General features: G+C 69.0%; 12 protein-coding genes. 8 read left to right on the top strand and 4 right to left on the bottom strand.

Annotated elements, in window-relative coordinates; genetic code table 11:
* Positions 1-93 precede the first annotated feature (93 nt).
* Positions 94-531 carry a VOC family protein gene (locus tag NN4_RS30570; RefSeq protein WP_147138777.1) on the top strand — a complete coding sequence of 146 codons (438 nt, stop codon included), beginning with the start codon at positions 94-96 and terminating at the stop codon, positions 529-531.
* A gap of 60 nt (positions 532-591) precedes the next feature.
* On the opposite strand, the gene NN4_RS30565 is transcribed toward NN4_RS30570, so the two are convergent.
* Entirely contained in the window at positions 592-1098 is a 507-nt protein-coding gene (locus NN4_RS30565) for a DUF2505 domain-containing protein (RefSeq protein ID WP_147138775.1), read from the bottom strand.
* Between the two features lie 39 nt (positions 1099-1137).
* Here NN4_RS30565 and NN4_RS30560 point away from each other — a divergent pair, with 39 nt between their 5' ends.
* From NN4_RS30560 to NN4_RS30545, 4 genes are all read left to right on the top strand, one after another.
* Positions 1138-1590 carry a DUF3592 domain-containing protein gene (locus NN4_RS30560; RefSeq protein WP_147138774.1) on the top strand — a complete coding sequence of 151 codons (453 nt, stop codon included), beginning with the start codon at positions 1138-1140 and terminating at the stop codon, positions 1588-1590.
* 99 nt (positions 1591-1689) lie between these two features.
* Positions 1690-2829 carry a glycosyltransferase family 4 protein gene (locus NN4_RS30555; protein ID WP_147138772.1) on the top strand — a complete coding sequence of 380 codons (1140 nt, stop codon included), beginning with the start codon at positions 1690-1692 and terminating at the stop codon, positions 2827-2829.
* A 96-nt stretch (positions 2830-2925) separates the two neighbouring features.
* A complete protein-coding gene (locus NN4_RS30550) occupies positions 2926-3630 on the top strand; it encodes a demethylmenaquinone methyltransferase (RefSeq protein WP_147138770.1) in 705 nt (234 codons plus the stop codon).
* Positions 3631-3742: 112 nt separating this feature from the next.
* On the top strand, positions 3743-7915 hold the full coding sequence (locus tag NN4_RS30545) for a bifunctional nitrate reductase/sulfite reductase flavoprotein subunit alpha (protein WP_147138769.1): 4173 nt from the start codon (positions 3743-3745) through the stop codon (positions 7913-7915).
* A 17-nt stretch (positions 7916-7932) separates the two neighbouring features.
* Here NN4_RS30545 and NN4_RS30540 read toward each other — a convergent pair whose 3' ends face one another.
* Positions 7933-8967, bottom strand: coding sequence for an aldo/keto reductase (locus tag NN4_RS30540; RefSeq protein ID WP_147138766.1), 1035 nt, complete (start codon positions 8965-8967; stop codon positions 7933-7935).
* Between the two features lie 82 nt (positions 8968-9049).
* On the opposite strand from NN4_RS30540, the gene NN4_RS30535 reads away from it, so the two are divergent.
* On the top strand, positions 9050-9670 hold the full coding sequence (locus NN4_RS30535; protein WP_147138764.1) for a TetR-like C-terminal domain-containing protein: 621 nt from the start codon (positions 9050-9052) through the stop codon (positions 9668-9670).
* Positions 9671-9676: 6 nt separating this feature from the next.
* Here NN4_RS30535 and NN4_RS30530 read toward each other — a convergent pair whose 3' ends face one another.
* On the bottom strand, positions 9677-10255 hold the full coding sequence (locus NN4_RS30530) for a TIGR03086 family metal-binding protein (protein WP_147138762.1): 579 nt from the start codon (positions 10253-10255) through the stop codon (positions 9677-9679).
* Between the two features lie 139 nt (positions 10256-10394).
* Here NN4_RS30530 and NN4_RS30525 point away from each other — a divergent pair, with 139 nt between their 5' ends.
* Together NN4_RS30525 and NN4_RS30520 are read left to right on the top strand one after the other, a co-directional pair.
* The gene (locus tag NN4_RS30525) at positions 10395-10631 is read left to right on the top strand and encodes a DUF8836 family protein (RefSeq protein ID WP_107659518.1); all 237 of its coding nucleotides are present in this window, start codon (positions 10395-10397) and stop codon (positions 10629-10631) included.
* Between the two features lie 133 nt (positions 10632-10764).
* On the top strand, positions 10765-11004 hold the full coding sequence (locus NN4_RS30520) for an Rv3202a family protein (RefSeq protein ID WP_147138760.1): 240 nt from the start codon (positions 10765-10767) through the stop codon (positions 11002-11004).
* Between the two features lie 24 nt (positions 11005-11028).
* Here NN4_RS30520 and menD read toward each other — a convergent pair whose 3' ends face one another.
* On the bottom strand, positions 11029-12672 hold the full coding sequence (gene menD / locus NN4_RS30515; RefSeq protein WP_135233604.1) for a 2-succinyl-5-enolpyruvyl-6-hydroxy-3-cyclohexene-1-carboxylic-acid synthase: 1644 nt from the start codon (positions 12670-12672) through the stop codon (positions 11029-11031).
* Positions 12673-12711 lie beyond the last annotated feature (39 nt).

Genomic DNA, 12711 nt, shown 5'->3' with positions numbered 1-12711 from the left:
AATACTCGAACTCGAATAACCGAACTCGACTATACAGCGAAGACAGCAATTTTCGAGAAGCATCCGGTCGAGGGGCCGCCATAGCCTTGCCGCATGACAACGATCACGAACGTCTCGCTCGTCACCGTGTACGTCACGGACCAGACCGAATCGAAGCAGTGGTACATCGACAAGCTGGGCTTCGTCGAGGTCGCTGACATCACCATGGGCGACAACGGGTTCCGCTGGGTCACCATCGCGCACCCGCAGCACCCGGAGCTGGAGATCGGCCTGATGATCCCCGGGCCGCCGCTGGACGACAACCTGGCCGCGGCCATCCGCCGCGCACTCGCGAACGGCACGCACGGCGCGCTCGGCCTGCGCACCGAGAACTGCCAGAAGACCTTCGAGGAGCTCACCGCCAAAGGCGTCGAGTTCGTGCAGCCGCCCGCCGAGCGCCCCTACGGCACCGAGGCGATCGTCCGGGACAACTCCGGGAACTGGCTGGTGCTGGTGGAGCAGAAGGAGTACTCCCCGGAGGACTTCGAATAAAACGAAACCCGCCGTCCCGGCGTATCTGCCGGGACGACGGGTGCAGGTTCGGAACGTGGATCAGGCAGTCGCCTGCGCGGCGACCCACTCCTCGATGAACTTGCGCTCGCTGTTGAGCACCCGATGGTGCAGCTGCTCGGCGAGCGGCTCGATGGCGCCGCCGACCAGCGGCACCTTCACCTGCACGGTGCCGACCACCTCGATCTCGGAACCCTCTGCGGTCGAGCGCATTTCGTAGGTGCCCGACATCTCGGTGGCGATGCCGCCGGTCTCGCCCTCGAAGGTGCCCTTGGCGACCTCGCCGTTGAGCGCCTGCCAGTTGTCGGTGCGCGAGAGCATGAGCTCGCTCTTGAGCACCTTGCTCACCACGCTGGGAATCTTGTCCTGCGCGGCCTTTTCGGTCATGTGGATGCGGATGGTGCCCTCGCCCTCGGGATGCGAAAGGTCCAAGGTCGCGGTCTCGGCGTCGGCGAACCGCGCCTGCCAGACTTTCTCGTCGGTAAGTGCCCGGTGAAGATCTTCGACCGGGACGGTGTAAGGCACGGTGAAGCTGAATTTTCGGGACATGCGCGACACGGTAGTCCAGTCGATCGGTAGCCTGTTGCGGTGTTGGAAACCACGCAGTCTGATCGGCGATCGATCCGCCTGCGGCGGGCCGGAATCGGCGTGCTCACGGCTGCCACGGTGATCAGCGTGCTCGTCGTGCTCCTGGTGCTGGCCGCCTGGCGCAACGACTACCTGATCAGCTCGGACAAGGGCGTGGCCAGCGCCGAGGTGCTCTCCGCAGGCCGGCTGCGCTCCGCGGTCATGTACGTGACCCCCGACGGTGAGACACACAATCCGAAGGTCGGCGTGCTGTACCCCACCAATCTCACCGCGGGTGAGCGCATCCGGGTCGAATACAACCGCGCGGACCCCGATCTGGTGCGGGTGGAGGGACGCGACGTCCGCGTCGCTATTCCGCCCGCGTTGTCGGTGATCGTCGTGGTGTGGCTGATCGCCCTGCCGACGCTGTGGCTGCTGATTCGGCTCGGCAGGCGACGGCCGGGCGCGAGCTGAGCTACCGAGCCGGGGTCGGCCCGAGGAGTTCGCTCGATCTTTAGGTGTCCTTCACGCATGCGTGGCGAGACGGCGCGATCCGGCCGTCAACCTGAGAGAGTGCGTGTAGCGATCGTTGCCGAGTCGTTTCTGCCGAATATGAACGGCGTCGTCAACTCCGTGCTCCGGGTGCTCGATCACCTGGACCGGCACGGCCACGACGCCCTGATCATCGCGCCGGACACCACGCGCGGGCTGGCCCCCGCCGCGCGCTGGCACGAGCGGTTCCGGGTCCATCGGGTGCCCGCGGTGATGGTGCCGAAGATCAGTTCGCTGCCGGTGGGGCTGCCGCAGCCGGGGATCGTCTCCGCTATCGAGGATTTCGACGCCGACGTGGTGCATCTGGCCTCGCCGTTCCTGCTCGGCGCAGGCGGTCTCGCCGCGGCCGTGCGGCTGGATCTGCCCACGGTGGCGGTGTACCAGACCGACGTCGCCGGATTCGCCAAGAGTTACGGACTAGCGCTGGCCAGCCGGGCGGCCTGGGCCTGGACGCGGCGCATCCACGAGGGCGCGACCAGGACGCTGGCGCCGTCCAGGGCGGCCGCGGAAGATTTGGCGCAGCACGGCATTCCGCGCGTGCACCGGTGGGGACGAGGCGTGGACATCGTCCGGTTCACCCCGCAGGCCCGGCGCACGGAACTGCGTGACTCCTGGCTCGACGGCGACAAGCTGGTGGTCGGCTTTGTCGGACGGCTGGCGCCGGAGAAGCACGTCGAGCGGCTCGCCGTGCTGGCGAACGATCCGGATATCCAGTTGGTGATCGTCGGCGGTGGGCCGGAGCGTGATCGGCTCGCGCGGATGATGCCGACCGCCGTGTTCACCGGCGAGCTCGGCGGCGACACCCTGGCCCAGGCGTATGCGAGCCTGGACGTGATGGTGCACGCGGGCGAGCACGAAACCTTCTGCCAGGGCGTCCAGGAAGCGCTCGCCTCCGGCACCCCGGTGATCGGCCCCGACGCGGGCGGGCCGCGCGATTTGATCGCGCACTGTCGCAACGGTTATCTGCTCCCGGTCGACCGTTTCACCGAACTGTTGCCGAGCGCCGTTGGGGCACTACATGACCCGGTGCTGCGAGCCCGATTCGCCGGAGCCGCACGTAAATCGGTACTGCACCGCACCTGGCCGGCGATCTGCACCGAACTGATGGGGCACTACGCGGACGTGACCGGTAACCGAATGCGGCTACCGCATACGGCATAACGCCAGGCCGGCCCGATCGGCCGACCGCGGTGCGATGTGATCGAACAATCTCCCTACCTCCCTCGGCGCGCCGCGCTGCGAGAGTTAGGGTCAACCGTGGCGAAAACAGAATCGACCAGGGCCTCGTTGGACAAGCAGCCGCATGAGGTTGCGACGATGTTCGATGGTGTCGCGCGACGGTACGACCTGACCAACACCGTGATCTCCGGCGGTCAGGATCGCTACTGGCGCTGGGCGGTGCGCAAGGCGCTGGCGCCGCGGCCGGGCGAGCGGATTCTCGACCTCGCGGCGGGCACCGGGGTCTCCACGGTCGATCTGGCGAAATCCGGCGCCTGGTGCCTGGCCGCCGACTTCTCCCAGGGCATGCTCGCCGCAGGCAGGCACCGCAAGGTGCCGATGGTGGCGGCCGACGCGCTGGCGCTGCCGTTCGCCGACGACTCGTTCGACGGGGTGACGATCTCCTACGGGCTGCGCAATATCTCCGATACCGAGGGCGCGCTGCGCGAGATGCTGCGGGTCACCAAGCCGGGCGGCAGGCTGGTCATCGCCGAGTTCTCCACGCCGGTCGTGCCGGGTTTCCGCACCGTGTACATGGAGTACCTGATGAAGGCGCTGCCGAAGGTGGCGCGCGCGGTCAGCAGCAATCCGGACGCCTACGTCTACCTTGCCGAATCGATCCGCGCCTGGCCGAACCAGCGGCAACTGGCGCTGCGGATCGCGAGCACCGGGTGGTCCTCGGTGAAGTGGCGCAACCTCACCGGCGGGATCGTCGCGCTGCATCGCGCGTACAAACTGGGCTGATCAGCGACCTGCGTCACACCTCACCGGCGATTTTTCCGCCTGTGAGGGGCAATGTCATCTGGCGATAACGCGCGGTAAACCCGCCGCAATCGGCGATGGCCATGATCGGGGCATGGTGGACGCAGGCACGACGCGCGCGGACGGCACCGCGCGGACGGCATGCTCGTACTGTGGCGTCGGTTGTGGCGTCACGGTGCAGACGCGGGCCGGCGCCGACGGGGCACCGGTGATCGCCAAGGTCAGCGGGGACAAGCTGCACCCGGCGAACGCGGGCAGGCTGTGCACCAAGGGCGCCACCCACCTGGAACTGATGCGCGCGCCCGGCCGGATGGAGACCGCGTTCCGCCGGCCCGAACGCGGGCAGGAGCCGGTGCCGGCGCCGGTCGACGACGTCGTACGCGAGGCGGCCGACCGGTTGCGGGCGATCCTGGACGAACACGGGCCCGACGCGATCGCGCTGTACGTCTCCGGGCAGATGTCGCTCGAGGCGCAATACCTGGCGACCAAGCTGGCCAAGGGCTACCTGCGGACCGTGCACATCGAGGCCAACTCGCGGCTGTGCATGGCGAGTGCGGGTACCGGTTACAAGCAGTCGCTCGGCGCGGACGGGCCGCCCGGCTCCTATGACGACTTCGAGCACGCCGATCTGTTCTTCGTGATCGGCGCGAACATGGCCGACTGTCATCCGATCCTGTATTTGCGCATGGTCGATCGGGTCAAGGCCGGCGCCAAGCTGATCGTCGTCGACCCGCGGCGCACCGACACCGCGGCGCGCGCCGACCTGTTCCTGCAGATCGCGCCCGGCACCGACCTGGCGCTGCTGAACGGCCTGCTGCACCTGCTTGTCGAAAACGGTGACATAGACCAGGAATTCATCGCCGAGCACACCGAGGGCTGGGCCGGGATGCCCGAGTTCCTCGCGGACTATCCGCCCGCGCGGGTCGCCGAGATCACCGGGCTCGCCGAAGCCGATATCCGTACCGCCGCACAGTGGATCGGCGCGGCCGAAGAGTGGATGTCGCTGTGGACGATGGGGCTCAACCAGTCCACCCACGGCACCTGGAACACCAACGCGCTCTGCAATCTGCACCTGGCCACCGGCGCCATCGGGCGCATCGGCAGCGGGCCGTTCTCGCTGACCGGACAGCCGAATGCCATGGGCGGCCGCGAAATGGGTTACATGGGCCCCGGCCTGCCCGGTCAGCGCAGCGTGCTCTCCCCCGCCGACCGCGCGTTCGTGGAAACCGCCTGGGGCCTCGAGGCAGGCACGATTCGCGAAGAGGTGGGCCCTGGCACCATCGAGATGTTCCGCGAGCTGGCGGCGGGCAACATCAAGGCCGCCTGGATCATCTGCACGAATCCCGTTGCCACGGTGGCCAACCGCAAGACTGTGCTCGACGGGCTGGAGGCGGCCGAACTGGTGATCGCGCAGGACGCGTACGCCGAAACCGCCACCAACGCCTACGCCGACCTGCTGCTGCCCGCCACGCTGTGGGCCGAAGCCGATGCGGTGATGGTGAATTCGGAACGCAACGTCACGCTGCTACAGCGCTCGGTCGATCCGATCGGCGATACCCGACCGGACTGGCTGCTGATCGCGCAGGTGGCCACCGCGATGGGCTTCCCCGGTTTCGACTTCGCCTCCAGCGCCGAGGTTTTCGCCGAGATCAAGCAGTTCGCCAACCCCGCGACCGGATATGACCTGCGCGGCATGGATTTCGAGCGACTCAGGGAAGGGCCGATGCAGTGGCCGTGCCCCGAAGGCGCCGGCGCGCGCAATCCGATTCGCTATCTCAACGACGGAGTCAGCCAGACGCTGCACGTCGACGCGGCCGGTCATCGGCCGAGGCTGGCGTTCGCCACCCCGAGCAGGCGCGCCGTGTTCTGGCCGCGCCCGCACCTGCCACCCGCGGAACTGCCCGACGACGACTTCCCGTTCGTCCTCAATACCGGTCGGCTGCAGCACCAATGGCACACGATGACCAAGACCGGCAAGATCGACAAGCTGAACAAGTTGAACGGGCAGCCGTTCGTCGAGGTGCATCCGGCCGACGCCGAGCGGCTCGGGGTGCGCGCGGGCGACCAGCTCGAAATCGCCTCGCGGCGTGGGCGGGCCGTGCTGCCGGTGCAGATCAGCGACCGGGTCCGGCCCGGTGACTGCTTCGCGCCGTTCCACTGGAACGACGAGCACGGTGAATATCTGACGATCAACGCGGTCACCAACGACGCCGTCGATCCGGATTCGCTGCAACCGGAGTTCAAGGCCTGTGCCGTGTCGCTACGCCGAGTGGCGGTGCCGGAGGCCGATACACCGCACTCGCCCGCGGTGCCGACGCCCGCGATGGCCGCCGCGCATCCGTTGGCCGCCATGTTCGGGCTGGACGCCGCCGTGACCCCGATGCTCACCGAGACCGAGCGGATCTACCTCAGCGGGTACCTCGCCGCGCTACAGGCGGTTCCGGTGACCGGGCAACCTGTGCTGCCCGCCGCCGCGCCGATGTCCGCGCAGAGCAGGATCTGGATCGATGGCGTGCTGGCAGGCATGTACTCCCGCGCCGGGGCACCCGAGGCGGCGAGCGCCCATCCGGTGACCGTGCTGTGGGCCTCGCAGACCGGGACGGCGGAGGAGCTCGCCGCGACGGTGGCCGCGCGGCTCACCGAATGTGGCTTCGCGCCACGGCTGCTCGACATGGACTCGTGCGCGGTGGACGCGTTGACCGGCGACGTGCTGGTGATCAGCAGCACCTTCGGCGACGGCGGACCACCGGACAACGGCGCCGACTTCTGGAACCACCTGGACAGCAATGCGATTCGCCTCACCGGCGTGCGCTATGCAGTGTTCGCCCTGGGCGACTCCTCCTACGACGACTTCTGCGGGCACGGCCGCAAATTGGATGAACGGTTCGCCGAATACGGTGCGGTGCGGCTGCTCGACCGCGTCGACTGCGAGCCGGATTTCCTGGAGCCCGCCGAGCGCTGGCTCGATGCGATCGTGGCACTGCTCGGCGAGGGCTTGGCCAGCGCTGCACCGGAATCCGATCCGGGTCCGCCCGCGAAAGGCCCGGTGCCCAGTCGCGGTGGCACCATGACGGCGGTGCTCACCCGCGCGACCGCGCCCGCGCCGGGGCGGACCCGCCGGGAGATCGCGCCGTTCACGCGGCACGCGCCGGTTCCCGCGGCACTGGTGCGCAACGAGCCGCTCACCCTCAGCGACTCGCCGAAAGAGGTGCGGCAGTTCGGCTTCGATCTGCGCGGGCTGGAAGCCGACTACGAGGTCGGAGACTCGCTGGGCGTCTGGCCGACCAACGACACGGCGCTGGTGGACGAGTGGCTGGCCGGCGCCGGACTCGACGGCCGCCGGATCATCGAGGTCGACGATCGCGAACTATCGCTGGCCGAGGCGTTGCGCACGCACTACGACATCAGCAAGGTGAGCAACGACCTGCTCACCTTCATCGCCGAACGCAACCCGAACACCCGGCTGGCCAAACTGCTGCGGCGAGACAACCGGATCGAACTCGACAACTACCTGTGGGACCGGCAGGCCGTGGACGTGCTGCGCGACTTCCCGGTGCGGGCCGATCTGGTCGACTGGCTCGGCATACTGAAAAAGCTGCAGCCGCGCCAGTATTCGATCTCGTCGAGCCCGTTGGTCAGCCCCGACGAGGTGCAGCTGACCGTCGGCGTGGTGCGCTACGGCGATCCCGCCGCCACCGGATCGGCGGCCCGGCGCGGCGGCGTCTGCTCGACCTTCCTCGCCGATCGAGCGGGCACCGGCCCCACCGCCGTGCCGATCTTCCTGCAGCGCGCACCGCACTTCCGCCCGCCCGCCGACCCGACCGCCCCGATGATCATGGTCGGGCCCGGCACCGGCATCGCGCCGTTCCGCGGCTTCCTGCAGGAGCGTCGGGCGCTCGGCTGCACCGGCCGCAACTGGCTGTTCTTCGGCGAACAGCACGCCGCACGCAACTTCTATTACCGGACCGAACTGGAAGACATGTTCCGTTCCGGCTTCCTCACCCGCCTCGACCTGGCCTTCTCCCGCGACCAGCGGGAGCGGATCTACGTGCAGCACCGCATGATCGAGCACGGCGCCGAGCTGTGGTCCTGGCTGTGCGACGGCGCCCACCTCTACGTCTGCGGCGACGCGACCAGGATGGCGAAGGACGTGGACGAGGCGCTGCTGCGCATCGCCCGCGTCCACGGCAACCTCGACGAAGCGGGCGCCCTCGCCTTCCGCAAGCAACTGGTCGCCCAGAAGCGCTACGTCCGCGACGTCTACTGAACGACGCACGGGTTCGGCTACACCGCAGGAGGATTGAGGCGGGTGAAGTCGGCGAGTCGGTAGTACGGGTAGTAGGGGTAGGGCGGGGTGGTGGCGCTGGCCTTGTCCAAGCGGGCGATTTGGTCGGGGGTGAGTTCCCAGCCGATGGCGCCGAGGTTCTGGCGTAGCTGGTCCTCGTTGCGGGCGCCGACGATGACGGTGGCGACGGTGGGGCGGCGCAGCAGCCAGTTGAGGGCGATCTGCGGGACGGTCTTACCGGTCTCGGCGGCGAGCTCGTCGAGAACGTCGACCACGTCGTAGAGCTTGTCGTCGTCGACCGGCGGGCCCGCAGCGGCGGTCTGGTGCAACCGGCTGCCGTCCGGAAGGGGTTGGCCGCGCCGGATTTTGCCGGTCAGCCTGCCCCAGCCGAGCGGGCTCCAGACCACCGCGCCGACGCCCTGATCCTGACCGAGCGGCATGAGCTCCCACTCGTAGTCGCGGCCGACGAGCGAGTAGTACACCTGGTGCGCGACGTAGCGGGTGAGCCCGTGCTTGTCCGCCGCGGCAAGGGATTTCATCAGCTGCCAGCCGGCGAAGTTGGAGGCGCCGAGGTAGCGGATCTTGCCCGCGCGCACCAGATCATCGAGTGCGGCAACAACTTCCTCGACGGGTGTGCCCGCGTCGAAGGCGTGCAGCTGGAACAGGTCGATGTAGTCGGTGCCGAGTCTGCGCAGCGAGGCTTCCACCGCGCCGACCAGCCGGGCGCGGCCGGAACCGGCCTGCGTCGGACCCGGGCCGGTGGGCAGCGAGGCCTTGGTGGAGATGAGCAGCTGATCGCGCCTGCCCTTGATGGCCGCGCCGAGTACCTCCTCCGAGGCGCCATCGGAGTAGACATCGGCGGTGTCGAACATGGTGACACCCGCCTCCAGGCTGATGTCGACCAACCGCCGCGCCTGCTCGGCATCGGTGTCGCCCCAGGCGCTGAACAGTTCGCCGCGTCCACCGAAGGTGCCTGCGCCGAAGCTCAGAGCCGGAACGTGCAGACCTGATGCACCAAGCCGCCGGTACTCCATTGTGACTCCTAAAGGGTCTATAGTTCCGTTAACACGTCGAACGGTACACCCGATCGGCGCTAAATGAAACTGGAGACCCATTATGACTGGAGACGAGGCGGTTCCCGGCTCGATCCGCCCTGGTGGACGCACCGCTCGGGTGCGTGAATCCGTGTTGCACGTCGCGGGCGACCTACTCGCCGAGCGCGGTTTCGCGCACCTGGACCTCGCCGAGGTCGCGGCCGCCGCCGAGGTCGGCAAGACCACCGTCTACCGCCGCTGGCGCAACCCCACCGGTCTGGTCACCGACCTGCTGGCCGACATGGCCGAGCAGTCGCTGCCGCACGCCGACACCGGATCGCTGCTCGGTGACCTCACCGCCAATGCGCGCCTGGTCGCCGAAACCTTGACCGATCCCCGGCAGGGCAGGCTCTTTCAGGCCGTGATCGCCGCGGCCACCTGTGACGAGGCCGCCGCTGCCGCCCTGCGCCGCTTCTACGACATCCGGCTCGCCGAATGGTCACCCTGCATCGAACGGGCCGTCGAACGCGGCGAGGCGCCCGCAGGCACCGATCCCCGCGCCGTGCTCTCGGCGGTGTCCGCCCCGCTGTACTACCGCCTGCTCGCCAGCGGCGACCCGATCGATGATCACGCCGCGACGTCCGCCGCCCGTGCCGCCGTAAACGCGGTCAGCGCAGGCATATTCGTCACCGGCGAACAGTGAGCCGCGCTACCCGGCCCAGGCGGGGCTGCGACCGGTGAGCGCGAGCACCCGGTCGAGCGCGGAAGCCTCGGCGGGAACCGGGAGCACCGGGCCGAAGAGTCCAGGGGTGCCCTCGGGCGGGGTCTCGCGGAGCATGTCGAGCAGGATGGCGAGATCGGTGGCCGTCGCACTGAACGGCTGACCGGTGGCCTCGGCCAGATCCCACCCGTGCACGACCAGCTCGTCCAGCGCGATCATGGCCATCACCGGCGCCTGCTCACTGACCCCGCCCGCCTCCGTCACGCCGTCCCAGGCGCCCGGCTCGCGCCACGCGGAAACCAGCGCCTTCAGTTGCGCGGGAATGCGCGAGCGCCAATCGCCGGCCAGCGCGCGCTCCTCCCCCACGGTGGGTGCGACCGACCCGCCGACCGCCTCCTTCGTCGCGGCCTGGCGGAACGCCTCGGTCAGGTCGACGACGTGCGCGAGCAGGTCGCGCACGGTGGTATCCGCGCACGGCGTCTCGTTGGCGAGCTGTTCATCGGTGATGCGGACGACTACGGCCTCGAGTGCGGTGGCGGCCGGTTCGAAATCGAATTCCGGGTTCATGGGTTCTCCTGGGCAGGTGCGGACGGCTCCTCTTGTGCAGACGGTGCGGCGCAGCGGGATTCATCGGTACCCGCCCTCCTGCCTGCGCCGCGACCAAGTCGTGACCGCGAAAAGCGCTGGAAAAGCGGACAATTGGTAGATGAAGGGTGATCGAGTAGAGATCGTTGTCGACTTCGGTGACGGGTCTCGCAGTTATGAAGTCGCCGCCACCCGCGCGGGGCGCCGAGTCGAGGTACGCATCGCACGCGGTGTGGTGGAAGTCAGCGAGGTGACGCGGACCGGGACACCGGTGCGGACCGCACGATTCATGGCCGGCCGCACGCTCGCGCTTGTCGAATATCCGGCCAACGGCACCGGGGCGCTCGACGGCGAGTAACCGGACGCCGCGGGGTTGCTCGGTGACCGGACCTGGCGCATGCTCGACAGTGCTGGACTGTTGTCCGCCTTGATTGTGGCGCGCCACAACTGGGTACGCCCCGACCGAGACCCACTGCGGAGAGGAGCGCACGATGACCGATCGCAGCACGTCCACCGAGATGAATGCCGTTCCGGAGGCCGACCTGGCCGAACAGTCCACGCCCGCCTACCCGGACGACGCAGGCTACGTCGACGACGGACTCGATCAGGACGGCGTCATCGACCAGGAGATTGCCGAGAGCGTCGCCCGCGATACGTGGGACGCCGATCCGGCCGACGTGTTCGAACAGTCGATTCCCGTCCCCCTCGACGACGAGCCGGATCCGGCCTGACCGCAGTGGCCCGAGCGGTTCGGCTCAGGGGCCGATCTTGGCGCGCACCGTCGCGTGCAGCTCGCGCAGGCTGGAACGCTCGGTAGCCACCTCCAGCACCCGGGTGCCGTGTGCGTTGCCCGCCAGTTCGACGGCCAGCTGCTCGGGATCGACCTGCCGGTGCGGGATGCGATAGGCCGCACACAGCGCGGCGAGATCCATCCCGTGCGGGGTGCCGAAGACGCGCTCGAATACGCCCGCGTACTGCGGGTCGCCCTGCTCGAGCAGTTCGAAGATGCCGCCGCCGTCGTCGTTGGCCACCACGATGGTCAGATCGGCGGGCCGTGGCTCGCCGGGACCGATCAGCAGGCCGGCGGCGTCGTGCAGGAAGGTCAGGTCGCCGATCAGCGCCACGGTGCGGCCCTCGTGCCGCAGCGCCGCACCGACCGCGGTGGACACGGTGCCGTCGATGCCCGCGACACCGCGGTTGGACAGCACCCGGATGCCCGGGCGCGGGTGCGAGACCAGCGCGGCGTCGCGCACCGGATTGGAGGCGCCGAGCAGCAGCTGGTCGCCGTCGCGCAGCGCGTTCATCACCACGGCGGCCACATGTAGGCCGGTCGGCTTGGGATGCCGGTCGAGTTCCTCGCGCACCACCTGATTGGCCTTCGCGTCGAGTTCGCGGCAGTAGGCCAGCCACTCCGGGCGCGGTGCGCCGGTGGTGACCGCTCTGGTGCCGGTGCCGAGCACATTGCCGGAGACATCGGGCCAGCGCGGGCCGGTGGTCAGCGCGTAGACCCGAACCGCCGGGTCGGCAAGGACTTTGGACACCTGACGATGCAGCGTCGGCCGTCCGGTGATGATGGCTTGGCGCGGCTTCAGCAGCGGCAGCGCGAGCGGATGCAGCGCGGGGCCGTGCATCGGGGCGGTGGGTTCCGCGACCGTCGGCAGGTCGGCGAGTTCGGGCCGCAGCCCGGCGCCGTGCCCGGAGATGACGACGGTGTCGGGGGTGAGATCGAGATCGAGCGGCACATCGAGCGTGGCGTACTGGGTTTTGGTCCACGCCTGGTCGTCCGCGCGGCCGCCCGGCGCCGTCTCGCCCGGGGCCAGATTGGGCACCAGCGGTTCTCGCAGCGGGATGTCGAAGTGCACCGGGCCCGCATTGCCGGAGCGGGTGCCGCGCGCCGCCGCGAGCACCCGGCAGACGGCCGAGCGCCACTGGCTGTTCTGGTGGCCGTACGCCACGCAGTCGGCCGTCTCGGCCTCTTCCTCGGCGAGGCCGAGACTGATGGTGGCGCGGACCTGGCTACCGAACAGCCCGAGCTGCTCCACGGTCTGATTGGCGCCGGAACCGAGCATCTCGTAGGGCCGGTTGGCGCTGAGCACCACCAGCGGAATGCGCGCGTAATTGGCCTCCAGCACGGCCGGGCCGAGATTGGCCACCGCGGTCCCGGAGGTCATCACGACGGGCACCGGCAGGCGGCTGGCCACCGACAAACCGATGGCGAGGAACCCGGCTGTCCGCTCGTCGATGCGCATGTGCAGCCGCAACCGACCGGCGGCGTCGGCGGCCTGCAGTGCGAAGGCCAGCGGCGCGTTGCGCGAGCCGGGACACAGGACGACGTCGCGCACACCCCCACGCGCGAGTTCGTCCACCACGACCTGCGCTTGTGCTGTAGACGGGTTCACCTCTCCAGCCTCTCAGACAGTGGCCGTCCCGTCTTCGTC

This window comes from Nocardia ninae NBRC 108245 (assembly GCF_007990755.1).
GTDB lineage: Bacteria > Actinomycetota > Actinomycetes > Mycobacteriales > Mycobacteriaceae > Nocardia > Nocardia ninae.
Note: the sequence above shows the minus strand (reverse complement) of the source record. Positions and strands in the feature narration are given on the sequence as shown.